The sequence below is a fragment of the Amycolatopsis sp. NBC_01286 genome (assembly GCF_035982555.1).
Taxonomy (GTDB): Bacteria; Actinomycetota; Actinomycetes; order Mycobacteriales; family Pseudonocardiaceae; genus Amycolatopsis.
The window spans coordinates 8784840-8809814 of sequence record NZ_CP108428.1; the positions used below are offsets into that span (position 1 = coordinate 8784840).

At 71.1% G+C, this 24975-nt stretch carries 17 protein-coding genes; 6 read left to right on the forward strand and 11 right to left on the reverse strand.

Features of this window, described 5'->3' with window-relative positions; all coding sequences use genetic code 11:
* Window positions 1-35: 35 nt before the first annotated feature.
* Window positions 36-1517: a sialidase family protein gene (locus OG570_RS40125; RefSeq protein WP_326954011.1), complete on the forward strand. Its 1482-nt coding sequence runs from the start codon at window positions 36-38 to the stop codon at window positions 1515-1517.
* A 66-nt stretch (window positions 1518-1583) separates the two neighbouring features.
* Here OG570_RS40125 and OG570_RS40130 read toward each other — a convergent pair whose 3' ends face one another.
* The 7 genes from OG570_RS40130 to OG570_RS40160 form a co-directional block, all read right to left on the reverse strand.
* Entirely contained in the window at window positions 1584-1988 is a 405-nt protein-coding gene (locus tag OG570_RS40130; protein WP_326954012.1) for a hypothetical protein, read from the reverse strand.
* A 464-nt stretch (window positions 1989-2452) separates the two neighbouring features.
* On the reverse strand, window positions 2453-2911 hold the full coding sequence (locus tag OG570_RS40135; RefSeq protein ID WP_326954013.1) for an SUKH-3 domain-containing protein: 459 nt from the start codon (window positions 2909-2911) through the stop codon (window positions 2453-2455).
* Complete coding sequence (locus tag OG570_RS40140) at window positions 2908-13725, reverse strand: LamG-like jellyroll fold domain-containing protein (RefSeq protein ID WP_326954014.1); 10818 nt, start codon at window positions 13723-13725, stop codon at window positions 2908-2910. The genes OG570_RS40135 and OG570_RS40140 overlap by 4 nt, the downstream gene beginning before the upstream one ends.
* Window positions 13726-13883: 158 nt before the next feature.
* Window positions 13884-14390, reverse strand: a complete 507-nt coding sequence (locus OG570_RS40145) for a hypothetical protein (protein WP_326954015.1) — start codon at window positions 14388-14390, stop codon at window positions 13884-13886.
* A 60-nt stretch (window positions 14391-14450) separates the two neighbouring features.
* On the reverse strand, window positions 14451-15656 hold the full coding sequence (locus OG570_RS40150) for an MFS transporter (RefSeq protein ID WP_326954016.1): 1206 nt from the start codon (window positions 15654-15656) through the stop codon (window positions 14451-14453).
* Window positions 15657-15838: 182 nt separating this feature from the next.
* Window positions 15839-16345, reverse strand: coding sequence for a flavodoxin domain-containing protein (locus tag OG570_RS40155; protein WP_326948780.1), 507 nt, complete (start codon window positions 16343-16345; stop codon window positions 15839-15841).
* A gap of 73 nt (window positions 16346-16418) precedes the next feature.
* Entirely contained in the window at window positions 16419-17519 is a 1101-nt protein-coding gene (locus OG570_RS40160; protein ID WP_326954017.1) for a nitric oxide synthase oxygenase, read from the reverse strand.
* A 217-nt stretch (window positions 17520-17736) separates the two neighbouring features.
* Here OG570_RS40160 and OG570_RS40165 point away from each other — a divergent pair, with 217 nt between their 5' ends.
* The 3 genes from OG570_RS40165 (at window position 17737) to OG570_RS40175 (ending at window position 19370) form a co-directional block, all read left to right on the forward strand.
* Complete coding sequence (locus OG570_RS40165) at window positions 17737-17991, forward strand: hypothetical protein (RefSeq protein ID WP_326954018.1); 255 nt, start codon at window positions 17737-17739, stop codon at window positions 17989-17991.
* Between the two features lie 20 nt (window positions 17992-18011).
* Window positions 18012-19022 carry a CobW family GTP-binding protein gene (locus tag OG570_RS40170; protein WP_326954019.1) on the forward strand — a complete coding sequence of 337 codons (1011 nt, stop codon included), beginning with the start codon at window positions 18012-18014 and terminating at the stop codon, window positions 19020-19022.
* Between the two features lie 66 nt (window positions 19023-19088).
* Entirely contained in the window at window positions 19089-19370 is a 282-nt protein-coding gene (locus tag OG570_RS40175; protein WP_326954020.1) for a hypothetical protein, read from the forward strand.
* 258 nt (window positions 19371-19628) lie between these two features.
* On the opposite strand, the gene OG570_RS40180 is transcribed toward OG570_RS40175, so the two are convergent.
* From OG570_RS40180 to OG570_RS40190, 3 genes are read right to left on the reverse strand one after another with little or no spacing between them, the layout of a single operon-like run.
* Window positions 19629-20075 carry a GNAT family N-acetyltransferase gene (locus OG570_RS40180; RefSeq protein ID WP_326954021.1) on the reverse strand — a complete coding sequence of 149 codons (447 nt, stop codon included), beginning with the start codon at window positions 20073-20075 and terminating at the stop codon, window positions 19629-19631.
* Between the two features lie 2 nt (window positions 20076-20077).
* Entirely contained in the window at window positions 20078-21082 is a 1005-nt protein-coding gene (gene ligD / locus OG570_RS40185; RefSeq protein ID WP_326954022.1) for a non-homologous end-joining DNA ligase, read from the reverse strand.
* Window positions 21079-22158 carry an ATP-dependent DNA ligase gene (locus tag OG570_RS40190; protein WP_326948774.1) on the reverse strand — a complete coding sequence of 360 codons (1080 nt, stop codon included), beginning with the start codon at window positions 22156-22158 and terminating at the stop codon, window positions 21079-21081. The genes ligD and OG570_RS40190 overlap by 4 nt, the downstream gene beginning before the upstream one ends.
* 73 nt (window positions 22159-22231) lie before the next feature.
* Between OG570_RS40190 and OG570_RS40195 the strand changes: the two genes are divergently transcribed.
* Both OG570_RS40195 and OG570_RS40200 read left to right on the forward strand, forming a co-directional pair.
* Complete coding sequence (locus OG570_RS40195) at window positions 22232-22738, forward strand: DinB family protein (RefSeq protein ID WP_326948773.1); 507 nt, start codon at window positions 22232-22234, stop codon at window positions 22736-22738.
* The gene (locus tag OG570_RS40200) at window positions 22738-23688 is read left to right on the forward strand and encodes a squalene cyclase (RefSeq protein WP_326954023.1); all 951 of its coding nucleotides are present in this window, start codon (window positions 22738-22740) and stop codon (window positions 23686-23688) included. Before OG570_RS40195 ends, OG570_RS40200 begins: the two co-directional genes overlap by 1 nt.
* A 46-nt stretch (window positions 23689-23734) precedes the next feature.
* Here the strand turns inward: OG570_RS40200 and OG570_RS40205 are convergent, their stop codons facing one another.
* Window positions 23735-24895 (reverse strand): DUF1015 family protein, encoded by a 1161-nt coding sequence (locus OG570_RS40205; RefSeq protein ID WP_326948771.1) that lies wholly within the window; start codon window positions 24893-24895, stop codon window positions 23735-23737.
* Window positions 24896-24975: the final 80 nt, after the last annotated feature.

Sequence of the window (24975 nt, forward strand, 5' to 3'; positions counted from 1 at the left end):
TAGGACGTAGAACGAATCCGTAGGGAGTCCCCACCGTGAAGTTCACCCGTATCGCCCGAGGCCTGCTGGCCGGGCTGCTGGGGTGCGCCGCCGTTGTCGCCGTCCCGGCCGCCATCGGCACCGCGCAAGCCGACGTGGCGAGCACCCTGGTCTTCGCCAAGAACACCGAAGGCCATGACTGCTACCGCATTCCCACCATCGTGAAGGCCAACGACGGCGCGCTGCTCGCGTTCGCCGAGGGCCGCAACGACGGCGCCAGCGTCTGCAACGACCTCGGCGCCATCGACCTCGTCATGAAGCGCTCGGCCGACGGCGGCAAGACGTGGAGCGCGCTGCAGGTCGTCATCAAGGCCAACGGCGACACGAAGGGCAACCCGGCGCCGATCGTCATCCCGGGCAGCAACCGCATCGTGCTGCTCTCGACGATGCAGTGCTACACCAACCCCGCCTGCGGCCGGATCCCGCGCGTCTCGATCAGTGAGGACAACGGGAAGACGTGGGGCGCGCCGCGGGTGCTGACCACCGAACTGGGCTTCGCGAGCGCGCCGAGCTGGCTGGCCACCGGGCCGTCGCACGGGATCGTGCTCACCCGCGGCACGCACAAGGGCCGGCTCGTCGCCGGCCTGGGCTACTCGAACATCGGCGCCCTGATGTACAGCGACGACCAGGGCAGCACCTGGCACCTCGGGGCCACCGACAAGCCGACGTCGAGCGCGCTGAACCCGCAGGAGATCAGCGTCACCGAACTGGCCGACGGCCGGATCTACGCCGCCGCCCGCAACCAGGCGAACGACGACGACAAGTGCCTGGCCGACGGCACGCACAACCGCGCCTACGCGATCAGCTCCGACGGCGGCGCGACCTTCAGCACCAAGTTCACCTTCGCCACCGACCTCGTCACCCCGGTCGTCGAGGGTTCGACGGTCCGGATGAGCGCCACCGACACCGGCGGCAAGTACGACCGGATCCTGTTCACCGCACCGTCCACGTGCGACCGCCGCAAGCAGCTGCGAGTGCACTCGTCGTTCGACGAGGGCGGCAACTGGACGGGCACGGACGCGAGCCTCCTCGTCTGGGGCCAGGACGCGGCGTACTCGGACATGGTGCAGCTGTCACAGTCGTCGGCCGGCGTGCTGTTCGAGGCAGGCCCGGAACTGCACGCGAACGACACGATCCGCTACGCGACGATCACCGAAGCCGCCCTGGGCGCCCCGGCCTGCGGCGGCGGTTACGGCGTCATCGACTCGCAGCCGCTAGGCACAGCGGGCACGGCGTACCTGTCGTACAACGCGGCCAACGGCCAGAACTGCGTCAGCACGATGAAGAGCGCGTCGGCCGGGACGCCCACGGCGACGTCGGCGTTCCTGGAGGTCCAGGGATCGGCGCGACAAACGGACTCGGGCGCGTTCTCCTACTTCGCCGGCCCGATAAAGGCCGCGGCGGCGAACAAGTGCGTCAAGTGGGGCGGCACAGCGGGCGGAGTGTTGTACACGAGCGACTTCGAACACTGCGGCTGAGCGGACGCGAACACGCCTGGGCCGGCGCCGGTCATGACCTGACCGGCGCCGGCGCGTCGTCGGCGGTCAGACCGAAACCGGCACGATCCGCGGCAGAAGCCCGGTCAAGGCGACCCCACGCTTGCGCACGCGCGGCGGAAGGGGCGGCACGGTCAAGGCCAGAGCCTGGTTCCAACCCTGGACGTACAACTGGAACTTCAGCAGAAAACCCGACTTCGGCTCGGTGATCGCCACGAGGTGCCGCGGCGCGCCGAAGATGTGCCTGCCCGGCGACCCGCTGTAGGACCGGAAGAACAGGATCTGCCGGTCCGTCAGCACGACATACGCCTCAGCCTGAACCGGCAGCGCCATCATGGTGCCACCACTGAGCACCCCGACGGCCACCCCGAAGGCAACGGACTTCCCGACCGACTTCGCCACCGAGCCCACTTTGGCCATGGCGACCAGTTCCACCTGCTCGCCGGCCCGCATGAACGGAGCGGCGTTCTCGAGCAGACGTCTTTCTTGACGAGCACCCACGGAATTCCTCCAGAACGGAAACGCGCCACGACCCCGGACGCATCGCACACGCTACCGGAGGCAGGACCAGCTCTTTCCCTTGCCCTGCAACAAAGTTCGACGAAACCCGTCAAGTCCGACAAACCAGGCGCCCGGGTCATTTTCCAACGCGACACTCATGATTCCGGCAAGAATTTTCCGCTGAACCCACTTACGGCACGCGGCGTCGTTCCACCGCCGAGCTACCCAGGGCGACGAACGACACATGCCTGCCTGCAACTGACGAATGACCACGCGTCGCTGAACCATCCGTGCCCCGACGGGTCCGTCCCCGTCATCGGGTTGTCGTCGAGGTAGGCGAACTTGTTCGCCTACCTCGGTTTCGGCGCCGGACAGACGGGGCCGGTCTCGCCGATTGCACCGCAGAGCAACCGAACTCATTCCGACACCGGAACACCTTTGACTCGATTGTAGATGTTCCATATTGCTTCTCGACCCGATCCGCCGTAGCAGGCCAGGAACGAGTCATACCCACCGAACATCTTTCCAGACGATGAAAGCATCAGGTTCAGGTGCCGAGACGCCGCGATGCCGACCGGGCACAGATTCTCGCCGACGCGTTTCTCATATGACCGAATGACAATCGGAAACGTCGACCGAACTGCCTCGACTGCATCCAAGGAGCAATCCTGGTCGCCGCCGATCGACTCATGTCTTGGATAGCGAAAGGTTGTTCTGTCGAACTCCGCCACGAACTCGATCGCCGCTTCGGACGGAACGTGCCCCGCCCGCAACCAAGCGACCTTGACACCTTCAACGTCCACAACTCTTGCCGGCGACCAGTTCGAATCTGAAAAAATCACGGCAAGCTGCTTGTCACTCACTTCAATGCTCATGAACCAGGAGTTACCTCTCTTGCTCCGCCCGGACCGCCCAAGATCAGCCGACACCAACCACAGGACGGCTTGTGCTCACCACTCGGCCTGTCGATGGTGGCATACTCCAGATCATCCAACGTTGAACCAGGAACATTGTTGAGAGCATTGTTGCACGCGTGGAATTCCGCACACGTTCCCGGCGCCCACTCTTCTGGCGCTCCCGGGGTGCCCACGAGTGCCTCTGCGGCTCGCAGCCTCGGCACGAGCGGAGGAGCCACATTGCCCGGGACCGCACCGCTCTCCCCATAAGCGGTCTCTCCGGTATAGGCGTCCCGTGACACCGCAGCCGCTTGGTTCGAAGTCGCGCTGGCCCCGGAGTCGGCGCGGGTGTGTTCGAACAGATTCGACGAGTCACCGCCGCCGCAGTTGTGGACCAGGACCGGCGTGTCGCCGACGTACACGTAGTACGTGTGCAGTTCGTCGATCGTTAGGTCGTAGGTGACCTCCGTCGAGTAGTACGGCGTCACCTCCGCGACCGTCGCCTCGCCGCCTTCTGCGGTCTGCAGATGGTCGCCGACCTGCAGGTCCACCGCTTCGACGAACTCGCCACGGGTGACGTCGTAGAACGGGTGGTGATACGTCGTCGTCACGGTCGCCGATGCCGTGGCCGGACCTCCCGCGACAATGGCCCCAGCCACAGCGAGACCCGCCACCGCACGACTTACCGCGCGACGAACCCGGCTCGGATTCACCTTGAGGTCCACGAAGTCGTGGTCCGTCGCCGTCTTGATCACCCGGTCGACCGCGTGTGACTCCACGCCCGCCGTGCCCGGCTGAGAGTTCCGGACCCGATCACCGACCTTCAGCGACGAGATCGGCTTCGCAGAACCGTCCGCCAGCAGCACCTTGGTGGAAGCGAGGAAACTGTGCACCGCGCACGTCGACGGCTCCTCCGCCGAACTGCGACCACGCGCCCGCAAACCACCCAGCGCCCCGAACGCCGCACCACCGACACCGCCGGCCAGCGCACCCGACCCCGCCGCCGACAACGCGCCACCCACCGAACAGTCGCGGCCGCAGTTCATGCCGTAGCCCGCCAACGCCGTCACGCCGCCACTGACCGCGCCCGCACCCGCGCCGATCAAGCCCTGCGTCGCCGCCTGGGGCAGCACACCGTCCAGCGCCTCCGCCACCAGCTTGCCGCCCAGCGGGCCCGCCAGGCCCGCGCCCAGCGCACCGCCCAGCGCGCCCAGGCCGACCGCCTCCACCGCGCCGCCGACCGAACAGTTGTGCGCCTTCGAGCAATCCATCCCGTAGGACACCGCGCCACCGACCGCGCCACCGATCGCCGCGCAGCCGACCGCTCCGATGCCCAGCGTCGCTGCCGTGCACGCCGCGCCGACCAGCACACCCGCCGCGATGCCCGCGATCGTCGACGCGTGGTCCTTCACGAACGTCGCCACGTGCGACGCCGCCGAGGCTGCCGCGTGGCCCACCGCCACTGCGGCCGTCGACACCGCGTGACCTACCGTCTTCGCCGCCGACACCGCCGCGTGCACCACCGCCGTCGCCGCGTGGGCCACCGCGTGCGCGGCTGTCTTCACGACCTTCGCGACCGCGTGGTACGCGGTTTTCACCACGTGCACCGCCGCGTGGTACACCTTCTTCGCGTACCGCACCACCGCGTGGTAGGCGTTGCGGACCACCCGCCCCGCCGCGTGGTAGGCGTCCCGCACGACGTGGTAGCTCGCCACCGCCACGTGCACGATCGGCTGCACCACGTACGTGTTGACGAAGTGCGCCGCCGGCTGAATCACCTGGTGGTAGACGAACGACGCCGCCGGTGCCACGACGTGGTTGCTGACAAACGACCACGCGTCGCTGAACCAGCCGTGCCCGGACGGGTCCGTGCCCGTCATCGGGTTGTCGTCGACGTAGGCGAACTTGTTCGCCTCCATCGGGTTGGGCACCGGGCTGTTCGCCACCGAGTCCCGGTTCATGAACTGCCCGACCGCCGGGTTGTACCAGCGCGCCGCCATGTTGACGTTGCCCGTCGACCGGTCCGTCCAGCCCGACTGGTACCCCAGCTGCCCCTTGGCGTTCGCCGACGCCAGCACGTTGCCGAACGGGTCGTAGGTGCTCGACCCGCTCAGTGCGCTCCCGGTGGCGGTGAACGTCCCGACGACGTCGGTGTGCTGGTCCACGAAGGCGTACGCCCCCGCACCGCCGGTGGCGACGCCGACGAGGCCGCCACCCGGATCGCGGCTGTAGGTCGACGTGCCGTCCGAGGCGATCGTGTTGCCCTGGCCGGAGAAGGCGAACGTCGTCGCCGCGCCGGACGCGATCGTCGTGTCGGTCAGGTTCCGGCCCAGGCCGTCGTAGCCGAAGGCCTGCGTGCCCTGCACGGCCATCTGACCGAAGGCGTCCGACGCGGACACCAGGGTGCCGGTCGAGGACGCCCGCTCCCGCAGCGTTCCGCGCGCGCTGTAGCTGTAGGTGTTCGAGCCGTCCGACGTCAGCTCGTCGCGCGCGTCGTAGGTGTAGGTCGACGAGCCCACCTGGGTCCGGTTGCCCGCCGCGTCGTAGCCGTAGGCCACCGTGCTGACACCGTTGTTCCACGACCCGAGCCGGCCGGCCAGGTCGTAGGTGTAGGTGTTGGCCGCCGATCCGGCGAACCCGGTGGTCGTCTTCGACGTGAGGTCGTCGTTGGCGTCGTAGCCGTAGCCGACCGACGCGATCGCCGCTCCCCCGGCCGTCTTCAGGGCGTCGCCGGTCAGCCGGTGCAGGCCGTCGTAGGTGAACGTCCGTGCGTTGCCCGTGCCGTACTTCACCCCGCTGACCTGGTTGAGGGTGTTGTAGCTCAGAGTCTGCGTGCCACCGGTCGCCGCGTCGGTGACGGTCGAGAGCCGGTCGGCACCGTCGTAGCCGTACGACGTCGTGCCCGCCGCGTCGCTGCGCGAGGTCATCAGGCCGTCGGTGTTGTAGGCGAACGACGACGACCCGGCCGAACCGCTCGCCGTGAGCAGCGCGCCGCGGTCGTTGTAGCCGAAGGTTTCGCTGCTCGCCGCGTGGTGGTCCGAGTGCCCGGCGACGCCGGCTTCGGTCGTGGCCACCGAGGTCATCCGGCCGCCGGGGTCGTAGCCGAACGTCCGGGTGGCCGTCGCGGCTTCGGCGCCGCCGCCGCTCTGGCTGACCAGGTTCCCGTCGTCGTCGTAGCCCGCCGTGACGGTCACCCCGCCCGGCTGGGTCTGCGTGACCGGCCGGGCCGCCGCGTCGTAGACCGAGGTGAAGGTCCGGTCCGCGGCCGAGGTGTAGGCCGTGGTGGCCGGCTCGACGACCGCTTCGGGCTGGTTCCACGCGTTGTAGCGGGTGATCGTCGCGCTGCCCCGGCCGTCGGTGGACCGCGTCCGGTTGCCCGCCGCGTCGTAACCGAACGACGTCGTGACGGACGCCGTCGCCGATACCGGCTGGATCTCCCCGGTGAGGCGGTTCCCGCTGTCGTAGGTGAAGGTCCGCGCGGTCCCCCGGCCATCCACAGTGGACGTTAGACGACCGCCGGCGTCGTAGGCCGCCGACGTCTGCCGCAGTACCGCGCCGGTCGCGTCCTTGCCGGTGACGCGCACCGGGCGGCTCGACTGGTCGTAGTCGGTCAGCGTCGCGGTGTTGTCGGCGGCGGTGACCGACGTCTTCTCCCCGAGGTAGCTGTACCCGTACCGGGTGGTGTTCCCGGCCGCGTCGGTGACCGCGGTGGTCTGCCCGAGACCGTCGTACCCGTAGGAGGTGACGGCGCCGGCGGGCGTCGTGGTCGAGGCCAGGCGCGCGCCGCCGGGGTTGCCGGCCGACGCGGTGTAGGAGTTCGTCGTGGTCGCGGTGAGCGTGCTCGGGTACCGCTCGAACACCGTCGAGGTCAGCGGCCGTGACAGGAAGTCGTAGGTCGCCTCGGTGCGGACGCCGTTCGCGTCGGTCACCGACAACCGGTCGCCGTTGGTGTCGTAGGTCGACGTCGTCTTGGCGCCGGAGGGCCGGGTCACCTGGGCGACGTCACCGAGCTGGTCGTAGCTCATGGTGGTGACGTGGCTCAGCGGATCCTTCTCGGTGAGGACCTGCCCGATCTTGTCGTAGGTGCGCACGGTGGTCGCGGTGATCGGGGCGCCGCCGCCGGGCGGGGTGTACGCCGGGTTGGTGACCGACACCGGCTGGCCGGCCGCGTCGTAGACGGTGGTCAGCTGGTTGCCGTCGGGGTCGACGGCCTCGACCGGCTCGCCGAAGGTGTTGTACCCGGTCGTGGTGACCGGGTGCACGGCGGTGGCCGGACCGCCGTTGGTCTCCGTGGTGACGGTCGGCGCGGTGGTCACCGCCGGGTTCCCGGCTTCGTCGCCGGCGTAGGTCGTGACGTTGCCGTTCGCGTCGGTCATCGACGTCGGCAGGCCGCGCTGGTCGACGGTCCAGCTCGTCGTCTCGGCCGCCGAAGACGCCGTCGTGCCGCCGTTGCGGCCGCCGCCGAAGATCGTCGTGACCTCCGCCGCGGACAGCGCGCGGGTGTAGGCCTGGACGCCGGCCACCTGGCCGGTGGCGTAGTTGCCGTTGGCGCCGAGGTACCAGCCGTGCCCGAGCACCAGCGGGCCGGTGCTCGCCATCGGCGTCGGGTCGGTGGTGGTGCCGGCCAGCGCGCCGTTGACGTACAGCGTCATCGCGCCGGTGCCCGGGTTGTACACGCCCGCCAGGTGCGTCCACGTCCCGGCCTGCGCGTCGGCCGCGGACTCCGCGCGGTAGCCGGTGGCGTTGGTGGCGTCGGTGCCGAACCGGGAGAAGGACCACTTGTGGCTGCTGCCGTCGTACTCGAGGTAGAGACCGCTCATCACGGTCCCCTTCTGCACGACGAAGGTCTGGAACGCCGAGCCGAGCGTCGCCGGTTTGACCCAGGCCGACACCGTGTAGGCCGCCGTGGTGTCGAGCACCGGGCCGTTGGTGGCGATCTGCGAGCTGGTGCCGTCGAGGTTCGCGGCGCCGTCGGACCAGGTGACGGCCGAGGCCGCCGCGGTGTTCCCGGTGCCGGAGGAGTCGGTGACCGTGGTGCCCGACGGCTGGTTCAGCTTCCACCAGCCCACCGGGTGCCCGGCGCCGTCCGCGGCGACCGAGCGGGAGGTGAGCACGCCCATCGGGTCGTAGGTCGTGCTGACCGTGCGGCTGCGGCCCGACGGGTCGGCCTGCGTGGTGGTCGCGACCTGGTCGTCCGGGGTGTAGGACACCGACGTCGTGCGGGCCGCGCCCGCCGGGTCGTCGACGGTCCGCGAGACCCGCCCGGCGGCGTCCACTGTGGACGCCGAGGTGTTCGCGCCGTTGCCGGTGACCGTGCCGATCTGGTTGCCGGCCGCGTCGTAGGTGTTCGACTCGGTGACGAACGCCTGCTGCCCGGCAGGGTCCTTGCGCGCGACGGTCGCGGTCAGCCCGTTGTCGGTGTAGGTGTAGTACGTGGTGTCGCCCATCGAGTCCATTTCGGACGCGAGGCGCCCGGCCGGGTCGTAGGCGTTCGACTTCTGGACGAGGAACGTCGCGGGCCGCGGGTCGGCGGGGTTGCCGGTGTACCAGACGCCCTGGGTGAGCAGCCGGCCTTCGCCGTCGTAGGTCCAGTCGGTCTCGGTGCCGTTGGCGTCGGTCTCGCTCTTCTTGTTGCCGTAGACGTCGTAGGTGTAGGTGGTGACGTTGCCGTTCGCGTCCGTGCTGGAGGCGACCTGGTCCTTGTCGTTGTAGGTCGAGCCCGACGTCCGGGCGGCGTCGCCGCCGGTGCCGTCGGCGACGGTCTGCGAGGTGAGGCTGCCGTCGGCATTGTAGACGCTGGAGGTGACGGCGTTGTGGACGGCGCCGGTCACCCGGTCGGTGACCGCCGGGTCGGTCTGCGAGACGACCTGGTCGCTGCCGTCGTAGGCGTAGGTGGTGGCCAGGCCCGCCGGGTAGCTGTCGGACACGGCCGTCTTCGACAGCAGGCGGCCGAGCGGGTCGTAGGCGAAGCGGGTGACCAGGCCGTCGGCGTTGGTCGTGCTCGCGACGTCCCCGTTGTGCAGGTAGGCCACCTGGTTGACGGCGCCGCCCGGCGAGGTCGTCTTCACCGGCAGCCCGGCCGGCACGTTCCCCGAGTCCGTCGCGGGGAAGGCCGCGGTGCCGTCGCTGTAGGTGATCGCGGTGGTCCGCCCGCCCGCGAAGCCCGGCACCGGCGGGGTCGTCACGGAGGTGCGGTTGCCGGCGGTGTCGTAGCCGAACGACGTCAGGTACGCGGGGTCGGTCGCCCCCGAGGAACGCGGGTCCCGCGAGGTGAGCATCAGGTCGTTGCGCGCGTCGGCCGTCGTCAGCTGCGCCGTGGTGTCGTCCGGGAAGTACGTCGAGTACGACGTCGAGCACTTCTCGGCGGCCTGGTCCTGGCAGGTGGTCTGGGAGACGGTGTTGCCGCGCACGTCGTGGCCGACGGTGACCACGTTGCCGTTGGGGTCGGTGCTGGTGTGCAGGAAGCCGGCCGTGTCGTAGCCGTAGGTGGTGCGGTGCCCGGCCGTGTCCGTCTCGGCGATCTTGTGGTTCCCGGCGGCCGGGTCGTACTGCTGCGTCGACGTCTTGCCCGCGGGGTCGGTGATCGTCGCGGTCGTCAGCGGGGCGAGACCCTGCGAGTTGCCCGCGGCGAGGAAGTGCTGGGCGACCTCCCCGGCGCCGAGCGACGAGCGGTAGAAGGCGACCTCGCCGATCGAGCCGGTGAAGTAGTTCCAGGTGTTCCCGGTCGGCGCGGCGGGCCAGCCCCGGGTGTTGTAGACGCCCGCGCCGACGAAGGCCAGCGGGTCGCCGTTGGAGATCTGCGCGGACAGCGTGCCGATCTGCTGGCCGTCGAGGTAGAGCACCTGGGCGGTGTTCGCGCCGGTGAGCACGACGTGGTGCCACTTGCCGTCGTTGACCTTGCCCGCCGAAGCCATGCCGGCGACCGAGTTGTCCCAGAAGTGCCCGTGCAGCTTGCCGTCGGTGCCGACGTAGAGCACCGGCATCGCCCCGGCGGACGGGTTCGCCGTGCCGAGGGCCGACGTCCCGGTCGAGAAGAGCGTGCCCGCGGCCGCCGACGTCGTCGAGAACCACAGTTCCACCGAAGCCGTGGTGGACGCGCTGACGAGGTGGTCGGGCAGCGTCGTCCCGGCGACGGTGCCCGGGAACTTCGCCGCGGTCGAGTCGGTGAACGGGCCGGGCCCGCCGAGCGTCGCGTTCGTGTAGGCCGACGGCCGGTAGTTCACCTCGCCCGCCGGCACCGCCGTGCCCGGTGCGTCCGCGAACCGCTGGTACAGCTCGGGGTGCGAGCCGAGAACGGCGCCGCGGTAGACCTGGCTGGAGCCGGCCGCGGTCAGCGGCGCGTACTTCCAGGTGCCGCCGTTCTCGTCACCGATCTGCGTGACGGCGTCGGAAACCGGGTCGTAGGACACCGTCGTGTGCACCGCGCCGGAGGGCCGGGTGATCGACGTGAGCAGGCTCGACTGCTGCTTGCCGCTCTGGTAGAGCGCCAGTTCGCGCTGGCCGGGCACGGGCTTGTCCCACACGGCGACGTCGGCGATCTGGCCGTTGAAGAAGGTCGCGGTGCCGGGCTTGCCGGCGTTGGCCTGATCGGGCCACTGGTTGCCGAGGAAACCCGCGCCGATGTAGCGGTTCTGCGGGCCCATCGGCACGATCGCGCCGATCGTGGACCCGACGAACTGGCCGTCGAGGTACATGCCCTGGCTGGTCGAGGAGTGCGTGAACACCACGTGGTGCCAGGCGTTGTCGTTGACCGGGGCCGGGGTCGTGACGGTCTTGTCCGTCGCGCCGGTCCAGTACTCGCCGATCAGCTTCCCGTCGTTGCCGACGTAGAGCGCGGGCGTGTACTGCGACGCCGGGCTCGTCGCCTCGGTCAGCGGCATGGTGCTGTAGGAGAACAGGACTCCGTTGGTGGCCGCGGTCTTGAACCACATCGACACCGACATCGTGTTCGGCGCCGCGGCGTCGGCCCGCGGGAGCTGCACGTACGACGAGGTGCCGTTGAACCCGGCCGACGTCGCCGCCGAGCCCGCCAGCGCGCCGGGCCGGCCGAGCGTGACGTCGTGGTAGGTCGCGCTGTCGGCGCCTTCGTTGGTCAGCACCGCGCTCGCGGCGGTCGTCCCGGACGCTTCGGCCAGCGGCCAGAGCGAGTGCGGGCCGAGGTCGAGCGCGCTGGTCCGGTAGGGCGACGCGGCCTGGTAGCCGTATCGCGTGCAGGCGGTCGTCGTGCCCGGCGGGCAGACGCTGGTGAGCTGGTCGCCGGTGTAGCCGTAGGTCCAGGTCAGCGGCGCGCCCGGGGTGAGGTCGTCGGTCGAGACCGTGGCGACGTGCGGGCTGGTGGCCCCGGCCGGGGTGGTCCAGGCCAGGTGCAGGGCGCGGCCGGAGACCGCCGACGTCAACGCGGTGGCGCGGCCGCCGGCGGTGGTCACGGCCGTCGCGCGGCCGTTGGCGTCCGTGATCGAGGAAAGCTGGTAGACGCCCGAACCGAGTGCCTGGGTGAAGGTGTAGACGGTGTCGTTCTTGTCGGTGAGGCTGTAGCCGCCGGTGATCGCCTTGAAGGTGGCGAAGCGCCCTGACGGCGGGGAAAACGTGCCGTCGGCGTTCTTCCCGTAGCCCACTTCGGAGCCGTCCGGGTAGGTCACCAGCACGCTGACGACCGTGCCGGTGCCGTCGAAGTCGTACTGCTCGGCGGCGCGCGCGTCGACCACGCTCGACCAGCCGGCGCCGAAGGCCCCGGTCGTGCGGGGATCACGGGAGTTGTAGTCGCGCACCACGGACAGGGCGGGCCCGACGCTGCGCACCTCCGCGTCGGTGGCCGACGTCGTGTAGTTGCCGATGCTCGGTTCGACGCCGTGCACGCCGGTGTTCTGCGACAGCGACGACGTCACCAGCGGCTGGTCCACCCCGACGGTGAGCGGGTTCCACGGCGGGTCGGCCGAGTAGGACGAGCCGTCGTAGGCCTGCACGGCCCAGTAGTAGGTCTGGTTGTACTTCAGCTTCCCGGCCGGGACCCGCCAGGTGCCCTCGGCGACCAGGCCGGAATCGGCGATGGTCGCGCCCGCCTGGTCGGCGACCTGGTAGCGGTACTTCAGCGCGCCCGGGCCGGCGTCGATGTCGTGGGCCGTGGCGAACAGGAACGGGACGAGACTGGTCGTCACGCCGCCCGCGCCCGGATAGGCGGAGTCCACGACCGGCGGCACGTTCCCGCTCGTGGTCAGCGACAGCACCGGCTGGAAACCGGCGTTCATCTGCCACGAGTCGAACTGCTTCCAGTGCAGCGTGTCGTTCGTGGCCGCGTAGACGGCGAGGCCGTTGTCCGCCACCGACCCGTTGGCCCAGCCGGTGAACGTCGCCGCCGACAACGGCACGCTCACCCAATCGCCCACCGTCCGGTCGGCCGCGCGGTTGGCGCACGCGGTGGGCACCGACGGCGTGGCGTTGCCGATGCTCGCGCCGTAGGACGGCCCCGGGTAGGCGGTTACGCCGGACGGCGTCCACGTCTGCGTCACCGGGGCGACGTCGAAGCGTTCGGCGACGCACGTCGAGGCCCAGGTGTCGAACAGCTTCAGCGTCGCTGAGCTCACCGTGACCTGGGAGCCGTCGAGGTCGGCGGGGAACTTGAGGAACGTGTTCGCCGAGTCGGGGCCCGAGTTGAACGACCCGATCTTGACGACCTTCTCCATCGAGTGGTCGCCGGGCGCGCCGGCCTCGGCGTAGGTCGAGGACGGCGTGTCGGTGAAGGTCGGGTCGACGGTCACCGGGAACACCCGGGCCGGGTCGGCCAGCCACGCCGGGTCCAGGGTGACCTTCAGCGCCGGCGCCCCGGCGGACGTCGTCAGCGCGTAGCCGACCGCATACGTCGTGGCCGGGTCGCCGGAAACCGGGTCGACCCGGGAGTCGAAGGCGTAGCCGCGCGGGATCCGTTCGCGGACCGCCCCGGCGCCGTCGACCAGGCTCACCGAGCCGTCGGCTTCGGCGCGCGGCGTCAAACCGTTGAGGGACAACGGGAACACCCAGGTGCTCGGGGCCGCCGCCGAGCGCAGCACGACCGACTCCTTGACGCCGGTCGCCGTCGGTTCGAGGGCGAGATCGGTGTCGCGGAGCACGCCGGGGTAGGTCGCGGACCGGCCGTCGACGCGGGGGGCGACCGGGGCGGCGCCCTGCAGGCCGTACGTGAGCGAGTGCCCGCCGTCGACGGCGAGGGCGGCCAGCGCCGGGTCGGCCGCGTTGCCCGCGAAGTCGACGGCCCGGGAGTTGGCGGCCTCGTGCCAGCGGCCGTCCTGTCCACTGCGGACCGAGGTGTCGATCGGCCGCCAGCCCCACGGGCCGTCGGCGAAGTTGACCGGCTCCCGGGTGTAGTCGCGGGTGACCGAGCCGTCGGCATTGGTGAAGAAGTTCATCGTCGCCGAGGACTTCGTCGCGTCGCGGTGGCTCGTCACGGCGTCGAAGCCACGCGTCGCCGGGCCGCTCGGCCCGGGGGTCACCTTACGGTCGTGCGCGGCTTCCGGGGCCAGCTCTCCGGGCGCGCGGCCCGGTGCGTTCCCGGCGCCGCCGTCCGCGCTGGTCTCCGCGGTGGTCGCGTCGTGGCGCGCGCCGTCGGCCGAGCCGCCGGCCTGCCGGGGTGTCGCGCCCCAGTGCGGCGAACCGGAGAACAGCGAACCGAGCCACGACGTGAACTCCGGCACGGGCAGATGACCCGGCGCGAGCTGAGCGGCGTCCGCCTGCCCGGAACCGAGCGAAAACGCCAGCGCCAGCAGTATCCAGGCAGCACAGAACCTGACAGCACGACGACCCACGAGTCTCCCCCTCGATGACCATCCCCGACGAACGGCGAGAAAGTTCACCACGGCGGAAGGTGGTCTCACCAGCCCGCAAAGCGACCAATCACGGAGATCAAGAGCACAGGACAAACCGGACTTGTGCTACGTAATTTGCCCTAACCGCGCCAAATCTCTCAGTGGCCGGCGGCGTGCGCGGCCCCGCGGACCGCCTCGGCGACGTCCGCGCGGAGGTGCTCGGTCACCCCCACGGGGGAGACGTTGGCCGCCGCGCCGCCCGCCGCACCGACGGCCACGAAGCGGATGGCGGGGTGGGTACCCGCCTGGGCGAGCGCCACGGCGGTGCCCGGCTCGCCCACCGTCAGGACGACGTCGCACCGCCGCTGCGCCAGGGAGTTCAGGTACGGCAGGTAGTTCGCCTCGGTGGCCGGGCCCGCCGCGGCGAGGTAGGAGACCTTGGCGCCAGTGTCGCCCGACGCGTCCTGCAGGCCCGCCCACACCGGCGCGACCCCGGGCGCGGCGAGCCCGTCGGGACCGGTCAGCAGGCACGCCGAGTAGTCGGCGTAGACACGCGCCCGCGCCGGCGGCAGTCCCTGGTCGTCATCCCCGGGCCACCACAGCAAAACCGCCGCACCCGCGACCACGATGACGCCGGCCACCGCCACCCACCAGAACCGCCGCACGGCCTTCCCCTCACTCCCGCGTGCCCCCACGGTAGTGCACGGCCGGGGCCGTCCGGTGGCTCAGCCCGTCGTCCCCGCCGGGGCCGTCGCCACCGCCGAGTCGCCGAACTTGATGCCCTTGGCCTCCTTGCCGATCGCCGTCAGGATCGCGACCGCCACCAGGCCCGGGACCACCGTCCACAAGAGAGCCGACGAGTACCCGTGGGACTCCGCTATCGCCTGCTGGATCGGGAGATTGAGCGCCGCCAGGAGGTTGCCCAGCTGGTACGTCACGCCCGGGTAGAAGCCGCGGATCGCGTCCGGGGACATCTCCGTCAGGTGCGCCGGGATCACGCCCCACGCGCCCTGGACCATCACCTGCATCAGGAACGATCCCAGCGCGAGCATCCCCGCGCCGTGGTCGAACGCGAAGATCGGGATCACCGGCAGGCCGAGCACCGCCGCGGTGACGATCGTGCGGCGGCGGCCCAGCTTCTCGGACAGCGTGCCGAACGTCAGGCCGCCGATGATCGCGCCGACGTTGTACAGCACGGCGATCCACGTGCTCGTCGTCGCGGTCAGGCCGGCGCCGCCGTTGTCGTGCGCCTTCAGGAAACTCGGGTAGACGTCCTGGGTGCCGTGGCTCATCCAGTTGAACGCCGTCATCAGCAGGATCAGGTACCCGAACCGGCGGATCACCTTCGGGTTGAGCAGCACGTCCTTGACCGACGTCCGCGTCACGCGCAGTTTCTCCCGCGTCGCCTCCCAGACCTCGGACTCCCGCACCCGGGCGCGGATCAGCAGGCTGATCAGCGCCGGGAAGATGCTCAGCACGAAGATCCAGCGCCACTCGAGGTTCAGCGCCGAGTGGAACAGCAAGTACGCGAGCGCGGCCATCAGGTACCCGATCGAATAGCCCACCTGCAACAGTCCCGAGAAGAACCCGCGGCGCGCCACCGGGATCTTCTCCATCGCCAGGGCCGCGCCCAGGCCCCATTCCCCGCCCATGCCGACGCCGTAGACGAACCGCAGGATCAGCAGCACCGTGAAGTTCGGGGCGAACGCGCAGAGCAGCCCGGCCACCGAGTACACCAGCACGTCCACGATCAGCGGCACCCGGCGTCCGACGCGGTCGGCCCACAGGCCGAACAGGAGCGCGCCGACCGGCCGCATCACCAGCGTCGCCGTGGTGATGAACGCCAGCTGCGTCGCGGTCGCGCCGAACGACTTGTCCTTGGCGATGTCCGCCAGCACGAAGACCACGAGGAAGTAGTCGAACGAGTCCATGCTCCAGCCGAGCAGCGCCGCGAGGAACGAGTTGCGCTGGTCCGATGTAAGCGCTTTCTTGGCCTGGGCCGGTTCCGCCTGCCGATCCGTCACGTTTGCCCCGTCCCGTCGGTTCCCCACCGGAAGACTTCAGGGTTGGTCTAGCACCGACGACCCCGTGCGGGCAAGAGTGGACGCCGTGATCAGTGCGGGACGCCGATGCGCACCCGGCGGCCGACGTCCCGGGCCCAGGCCTTGATCCGGTCCCAGTCGCGGAAGTCGCCGGCGCGCTGGCCCGACGCCATCAGCCGCGGGATCAGGCCGCGCACGGTCGACGGGTCGAGGCGGCCGCCGAAGGTGGCCGTGCGCTCGGCGTCGATGCGCGCCGCGAGCAGCGCCACGTTCGCCGGCAGGCCGACCTGGTGGGTGGCCGCACCCGGGCCGCACGGGCCGCTGTGGAACAGCCACACCGGACGCTCGGCCAGCGCCCGGGCGTGGTGCTCCAGCAGCCGGACGGCGTCCGGCCGCCAGCGGTGGTAGTACAGGGCGCTGCCGACGACCACCGCGGCGTACCCGTCGACGGTGGCGACGTCGGCCGCGTCGCGTACGTCCACGGACAGGCCGATTTCGCGGAGCTCCGCGGCGATGACCTCGGCGATCTGCCGGGTGCCGCCGTGTCGTCCGGAATGGGCGACGAGGACTGCGGTCATGGGTCCATTGTCGGCCTTCGTCCTCGAATCGGCGCCGCGGGCCGGTCACGATCCGCCGAACGGGCGCTTCCCCTCAGCCGGGCGGCAGGAACGCCGGGCGCGTCGCGGGGTCGGGTTCGTCGTAGTAACGCCGGAACACGGCGGTCTGACCACCGGAAACGGGCGGCACGATCCAGCTCCAGTCGGCCGGGCACCGGCGTCCGGCGCGTTCCTCCTTCTCCAGGTGCGTGAGGAACCGCCGCGACTCGGTGTGGTGGTCGGCCATGGTCACGCCCGCCGCGTCGAACGAGTGCTGCACGGCCAGCGTCAGCTCGACGAGCGCCCGGTCGCGCCACAGCGTGCGCTCGGAGCCGGTGTCCAGGCCCATCAGCTCCGCGATGGCGGGCAGCAGGTCGTAGCGGTCCTCGTCGGCCAGGTTGCGGGCGCCGACCTCGGTGCCGAGGTACCAGCCGTTGAACGGCGCGGCCGGGTAGGTGACGCCCCCGATCTCCAGCGGCATGTTGCTGATCGCCGGGACGGCGTGCCAGCGCAGCCCCAGCCCGGCGAACCAGCGGTGGTCGGGGTGGCTCAGCGGCACCTCCAGCACGGCGTCCGCGGGCAGCGTGTACAGCCGCGGATCGCCGGGGTCCGACTCGACCAGCAGCGGGAGGACGTCGAAGGAGCCTCTCCGCTCCGGTGGCCGCCAGCCGAGTCGCCGCACCTGCTCGGTGAACCCGGCGTACCGCGGGTCGCCGAGCACCGAGCCGTCCTCCAGCCGGTAGCCGGCGTAGCGGATGAGCTGCTCGTTGTGGATGCGCGGCCCCGGCCCCCCGGGCGTGTCCGGGGCGAAGACGGTGATGGTCGGGCGGATCCGGCCGGACCGGGTGGCCTGGCGCAGGTGGGCGACGCATTCGCCGGCGATGTCGGCGGGGTCGGTGACCCGGCGCCGGTCCCGGACGCGGAGGCTGTTCCAGTAGAGCCGGCCGATGCAGCGGGCCGAGTTGCGCCAGGCGACGCGGGCGCCGTACGCCAGCTCGGCGGGCGTGTGCCGGTAGGTGCCGGTTTCGGCGATTTCGGCGCGCACCTCGGCGAGCCGCGTCTCGAGCCACGTGCCCTGTTCGGCGGCCCCTTCTTCGAACATGAGGTTGAGGAATTCCTCGGCCTCCGCGGAATTGACGCTCTGTTCCCCCGACACCCGTTGGTGGTAAAGTACCGGCGCGGTCGTCACCCGCTCGGACGTAGCAGTCACCGCGCTACCCCACTCTCCGAAATCGTGATCTGCATCCCGACGGGAAGGTTCACCGTTCCTCCGATGGTCGCCGACAACACTGTCGGCCGGAAACGCCTGCAGCACGGGCGCTTCCGACCAGGCGGGGCAGGATACCCCACGTTTCGCGGGACACGGTCCCCGAATGCCCAGTACGTTCCGCGTCTCCCGAAATATCGCCACAGCCTGGGAAAACGTCGGAAAAATAGTCGTCACCACGTGTTATCCGGACATGTCGCAGCGCATTTCCCGTCAATCGATCACATTTACCGATGAAGGCCGCGTGATTCTTTCCCGTGCGCCGATCTTCGGCTTTTCGTGGGTAATCGCCGAACGGCCTTTTCCGGCGCCGGTCCCCCGTGTACGCACGCGTGCGGGCGCGTCGTTTAGAGTCGCCTGATCGGCAGAGGAGGACGTTGCGTGAACCGGATCCCCGTGGTCCTCGTCGCCGGGTTCCTCGGCGCGGGCAAGACGACGCTGCTCAACCACCTGCTCGCCAACCGCGAGGGTGCCCGGGTCGGCGTCGTGGTCAACGACTTCGGCAGCGTGAACGTCGACGCGCTGGCCGTGGCCGGGCAGGTCGACACGATGGTCTCGCTGGGCAACGGCTGCCTGTGCTGCGCGGTCGACGCCAGCGGGCTGGACGCGATGCTGGGCCGGCTGTCGTCGGCCGAGGCGGGGATGGACGTCATCGTCGTCGAGGCCAGCGGCATCGCCGAGCCGCGCGACCTGATCCGGCTGATGATCGCCAGCGAGAACCCGGACATCCGCTACGGCGGGCTGGCCGAGGTGGTGGACGCCGCCGAGTTCGAGGCCGCCCGCGAACGCCACCCCGAACTGGCCGATCACCTGCGGCTGGCCGACCTGGTGGTGCTGAACAAGGCCGACCGCGTCGACGCCGACGCGCTGGCGAAGGTCACGGCGACGGTCGAGGAGCTGGCGCCGGGCCGCCCGGTGCTGGTCACCGCCCACGGCCGGGTCGACCCGAGGCTGTTCTTCGACCCGGAACCCCGCGGCGAGCGGGCCGGCCAGCTGTCCTTCGACGACCTGCGCGAAGACGACCACGACCATTCCCGGCACCTGCACGCCGAGTACGAGACGGTCACCTTCACCGCCGAGACACCACTGGCGCCGCGAGCGTTCGTCGAGTTCCTCGAGCGGCGCCCGGCCGGCCTCTACCGCATGAAGGGCCAGGCCGACTTCGGTTCGGGGTCGCGTTTCCGGCTGCACACGGTGGGCGGATTCGTGCAGGTCGACCGCTCGGCCTGGCCACCTGGAGACCCACACCGCACCGAGCTGGTGCTGATCGGCGCCGGCTTGGACACGGACGCGGTCCGCGCCGACCTGAGCGGCTGCCTCGCCGAAGACCCGGATGTCGTCGACGAGCGCGGCATGCTGCACATCCTCCGCTACCTGCCCGACGAAGCCTGAGCCCGCGCCACGCCGAAGATCGGCAAAACCGCGGGTTCCCGCCGGCCGCGACAGAGACTGTCGGCCATGACGACCACCGAGGTGAGCGCACCACGCTGGTACCTGGTCGGCGTGCTGCCCGAAGAAGTCCCGCAAGCGCACCTGATGACCCGCTCGGGCGACCTCCGCTACCGGCGGTCGGCCTGCGGTGAGCGCGAGTCGCGCAGCTGGAAGCCTGTCGACTTGACGACATCCGAGGTCACACCGTGCCCGGAGTGCGTGGCGACCCTGCCCGCTCCCCCGGCGGGTTTGCGGCTCGCCCCGGGAACCGAGAACCGCGGCCAGCTCAGCCTCGACCTGGAGATGTAGCCGCAGCGGTGCTCGTGGGTTGTCGCCGCGCTCGAGGTCCGAGGCCGTCCGCATCGCGGCGGCCCGGCGGTGACACCGGTGGCCCCACGGGGGTCTTTCGCACGCTGAAGGTGGCAGGCGCGATGTGGTGGTGATCGAGCCACTTCAGCCCGCACCCGTTCTCGCCGCCAACCCGCGATGACCAGGCACGACCTCGATGACCGAGGCCCTCCCCTCGCCCAGACGCGGCACCCGATCCCGCCGAGCCGCCGTCGGCCCCTACACCAGCGGTTTCTCGTAACAGACCGACTCCGGGTCGGCCTCGTGCGGTGGGAAGTTCGGCACCCGGCGGAAGCCCGCGCGCTCGTACAGGCGCATCGCCGCGGGCTGACGGGCGCCCGTCTCCAGGCGGATGCGAGCCCCGCCCGCCTCCCGGGCCAGGCGTTCGGACGAGGTCACCAACGCGTCCGACACCCCCGAACCCCGCGCGTCCGGGGCCACGAACATCCGCTTCAGCTCGTACACGCCCGGCTCCACCGGCTCGATCGCGCAGCAGCCGATCGCTCGCTCGCCGTCCCATGCCAACAGGTAGCGGGTTCCCGGCCGCAGGGGTGGCGGCTGGGCGTCCACCGGCAGGTCGTAGACCACCACCAGCTCCGCCGTCATCGCCGTGACCAGCGCGATCAGCAGTCCGTCGTCGGCCGCGCACTCCGCGACGGTCGTCAATGTCAGGCCTTCTTCGCCCGGCTCGGCGCGACGCGCGGTGGCTCGTTCGGCATCTTCGGGTAGACCGGCGGCCACGGCGCGTCCATCAGCCCACCGGCCATGTCGGCCTCCGACAGCGCCAGCAGCGGCTCGATCGACTGCGGCCGCTCCCCCGCGCCCGCCCACGGGTCACCCAGCTCGGCCAGCCGGGCCGGCACCGTGCTCAGCGTGAACGTGTCGGGCTCGACACCGGCCAGCTCGTCCCACGCGATCGGCGTGGACACCTGGCCGCCGACGCGCGGGCGCACGCACCACGTGCCGAACACAGTCTTGTGCGGCGCGTTCTGGTTGAAGTCGACGAACACGCGCGAGCCGCGTTCCTCCTTCCACCACTGCGCCGTGATCTTCGTGGGGTGACGCCGTTCGAGCGCCCGCGCCAGCGCGACCGCCGCGGCCCGCACTTGGAAGCTGTTCCAGCGCGGCTCCACCAGCACGTACAGGTGCAGGCCCCGCGAGCCGGACGTCTTGAGGTGGCCTTCGATGCCGTGCTCCCCCAGGAACTCCCTGGTCAGCAGCGCGGCCTCGCACAGGTCGCCGAACCCGATGCCCGGTGACGGGTCGAGGTCGACGCGCAGCTCGTCGGCGACCTCGGGCGTGTCCGCGCGGTACGGCCACACGTGGAAGCCGAGGCAGCCGAGGTTCACCGCCCACAGGATGTGCGCCAGGTCCTTCGCGACCAGCGCGTCACTCGTGGTGCCGTTCGGCGTCGACACCACCGTGGTGGACAGCCACGGCGGCGCGCCCTGGGGCACGCGTTTCTGGAACCAGTTCTTGCCGCCCGCGCCGTCCGGGTAGCGCTCCAGCAGCAGCGGGCGCCCGCCGAGCCGGGCCAGCAGCGGCCCGGCGACCGCGCGGTAGTACTCGACGAGGTCGAGCTTCGTCTCGCCGCGCTCGGGGAAGTAGACCTTGTCCGGGCTGCTGATCCTGACCTCGACGCCGTCGACGTCCAGCAGCACCGCGCCGCTCATCGCGCCTCCCCGAACAGTTTGGCCAGCTCCGCGGGCGGTGCCTCGTCGAGCTGGGCGTACGTGCAGGACTCCGGGGTGCGGTCGGGCCGGAACCGGACCAGCCGCCCGCCGTGGCGGAAGCGGCCGCCCTGCAGGTGCTCGTAGCGGACCTCGGCCACCCACTCGGTGCGCAGCGGCTCCCAAGCGAGATCCTTGCCGGGCGCCCAGCGGCTGTTCGCGCCCGGTTGCCGGCCCGGCTGGGGCTCGTACTCGGCCCAGGAACGCCAGGGATGGCCCTCCAGCGCGTTTTCCCGCAGCGGCGCCAGCTCCTCGACCAGCTCGGCCCGCCGCGCCTTCGTGAAGCTGCTGGCCACCCCGACGTGGTGCAGCACGCCTTCGTCGTCGAACAGGCCGAGCAGCAGCGAGCCGACGCCGGCGCCGTCCTTGTGCCAGCGGAAGCCGGTCACCACGCAGTCGGCTGTGCGCTCGTGCTTGACCTTCCACATGACGCGCTTGTCCTGCTCGTACGGCTCGTCGGCGGGCTTGGCCATCACGCCGTCGAAGCCCGCGCCCTCGAACCGGGTGAACCAGTCCTCGGCCTGGTCCGGGTCCTCGCTCAGCGGGGTCAGGTGGACGCGCTGCAGCCCTTCGGCGTCGGTCCGCAGGACGCTTTCGAGCTGCCGGCGCCGCTCCCGGAACGGCTCGCCGGTGAGGTCCGTGTCCCCGAGCGCGAGCAGGTCGAAGGCGACGAAGCTGGCCGGCGTCTCCTCCGCGAGCTTCCGCACGCGCGAGGCCGCCGGGTGCAGCCGCAGCTGCAGCACCTCGAAGTCCAGGCCGGCCGGGGTGACGAGGACGATCTCGCCGTCGACCACGCACCTCGGCGGCAGCGCGGCGGCCAGCAGCTCCACCAGCTCCGGGAAGTACCGGGTGAGCGGGCGGTCGTTGCGGGAGCCGAGCTCGATCTCGTCGCCGTCGCGGAACACGATGCACCGGAAACCGTCCCACTTGGGCTCGTAGAGCAGGCCCGGCGTGCGCGGCACGTCGTGCACGGCTTTCGCGAGCATCGGCCGCACGGGCGGCATCACGGGCAAGTCCACCGCGCGAGCTTAAATCACGGGTACGACACTTCTTTTGAAAAACGACACAGCCGGGCGTGATACACACGTCCTCGTGACCACCGAACGCCCAGAACCGCCCTCGATCGGGGGCGAGCGCGAAATGCTGCGCACGTTCCTCGACTTCCACCGCGCCACCCTCGCCATGAAGTGCGACGGACTGTCCGACGAGGACCTTCGCCGCGCCTCGAGCCCACCCTCGACGCTTTCCCTGCTCGGTCTCGTCCAGCACATGGCCGAGGTCGAGCGCACCTGGTTCCGGCGGGTGATCAACGCCGAGGACGTCCCGCTGCGGTACTCGGCCGACGGCGACTTCCAGGCCGCCTACGACGCGAGCTCCTCGACGCGCGCGGAGGCGTTCGAAGCCTGGCAGGCCGAGGTCGAGCAGTCGCGCAAGATCGAAGAGGCCGCCGAGTCCCTCGACGTCACCGGATACCAGGTGCGCTGGGGCGAGGACGTCTCGCTGCGCCTGGTGATGCTCCACATGATGCACGAGTACGCCCGGCACAACGGCCACGCGGACTTCCTCCGGGAGGCCATCGACGGCGTCACGGGCGTCTGATGGACGTGCTCGCCTGGCTGCGCGACGCCGATCCGGCCCTGCGCTGGCAGGTCGAGCGCGACCTGCTGGGCGAGCCGCCGACGGTCTGGGAGGCCACCCGCGCCCGCGTGACGACCGAGGGTTTCGGCGCACGGCTGCTGGCGAAACAGGACCCGGACGGCCAGTGGGCCGGCGGCGCGTTCTTCCCGGCGGACTTCGATTTCGCGAGCATGAAGACGGACGGCCAGCCCTGGACGGCGACGACGTGGGTCCTCAACGACCTGCGAGAGTGGGGCGTGGACGCCGCGGCCCTGAGCGGGACGGCCGAGCTGCTCGCGGAGAACTCCCAGTGGGAGTACGAAAACCTGCCGTACTGGGGCGGCGAGGTCGACTGCTGCATCAACGCGTGGACGCTCATGAACGGCCTCTGGCTCGGCGCGGACGTCGCCGGGATCGCCGGCTGGTTCGTCGAGCACCGCCAGCCGGACGGCGGCTGGAACTGCGAGTGGGTCGAAGGGTCGACGCGCTCGTCCGTCCACTCGACACTCAACTCGCTCAAGGGCCTGCTGGCCTGGGAAACGGCGACGGGCGGCTCACCGGCGACCCACGCCGCCCGCCGCGGCGGCGAGGAATACCTCCTGGAGCGCGGCCTCTTCCGCCGCCTGTCGACCGGCGAACCGGTGCTGCCGGACGTGAGCGGCTTTTCGCACCCCTTCCGCTGGCACTACGACGTGCTCAACGCGGCCGAGTACTTCCACCTCGCGTCCCGGCTGGACGGCACGCGCCCGGACCCGCGCATGGCGGAGGCGATCGAGCTGATCCGCACGGCCCGGCAGCCGGACGGCAGGTGGCTCCAGGGCCGCCGGCTCCCGGGCCGGGTGTGGTTCGAAACCGACGTCCCGGAGGGCGAGCCGTCGAAGTGGCTGACCCTGTCGGCGACCCGCGTCCTGGCCTGGTGGGACGGGTCGTGAGTGGTTAGGGCGGTTAGAACCGCCCTAACCACTCACGACCCCGGCGTCAGAGCGCCGCCAGGACCAGGCCGCTGCGGGGCTTCGGTGTGAAGTACGTGGCCTTGCGGGGCATCCGGCGGCCCGCCGCGTGCACCGCCAGGACGTCGGCGTAGGCCACCGGGGCGAGCAGGACCACCGCGTCCGCGTCGTGCGGTGCCGGGCGGCCGGCCGGGAGCGGGTGGACGTGGGGGCCGTCCGGGTCGACGCCGAGCGCGTCGGCGAACAGGACGCGCTCGACGATCTCGTGGTCGATCACCGGGTCCGGCCAGGCCTGTTTCGGCAGCGGGACCCGCAGCACCGCCGACCCCGCGTGGACGACGACCTCGCCCGGCACCGGGACGGCGTGGTCGTCGAAGCGGACGTCGAGGCCGGCCGCGCACCAGCGCGACACCAGCTCCTCCGGGCCGAAACCGGTGCCCGTCAGCACCCGGTTGATCGCGCCGATCCGCAGCTGCGGACCCGCTGTGACCAGAGCGAGGAGTGCGCCGTGGCCGGCCGCCGCGGCCGCGGCCACGCGGTGGTTGCCGTCGGCGACGAGCAGGTCGGCGCCCGCGACCGCGGCCAGCAGCCGGTCCTGCAGCGGCCCGGCGGGCACCGCCCACAGCTCGTGCCGGCGGCCCGCGGCGTCCGAAGTGGACAGATCGGGCAGGCCGAGGCCGGCGCAGGCGCGTTCGACCTGCTCGGTCAGCAGGTCGCCGCCGGTGGCCGGGACGAGCAGCGCGGCGCTGGTCGCGCAGCCCAGCCCGGCCAGCACGGCGGCCCGCTCGGCGACGACGTCCGGGTAGACGTCCTCGGTGTGGCGCACCCGCGCGGTGCCGTCGTCGGTCACCGCGGCCGGGTCGACCAGGCAGAGCAGGCCGGACGCGACGCCGTCCGGGCCCTCGATCCGGTACGGCGCGACGAACCGCCGCATCGGCCGGTAGTAGCGCTTGCGGAGCCGTTCGAGCATGGCCCGGGCGATCGGAACGGCCGCGGTCTGGTCGAGCCCGTGGGCCAGCGCCGCGGGCGTGCGGGCCGGGTGCTGCACGGCCAGCAAGGTGTCCGCGGCGCCGGGAGCGGCCAGCGCGGCGATCACTTGGTCGGGCTCGGCGAACTCGTCGACGTCGGGGCCGGGGACCGCGTCGCGGACCACCCATCCCTGCTCGATCGGCCGGATCCAGTCGCTCATCCCCCCATCTTCCGCGCCGGGGACTGTGACGGAAATTCGCTGGGGTGCGGACCACCGCGATGGAATGCTTAGGACTGCAA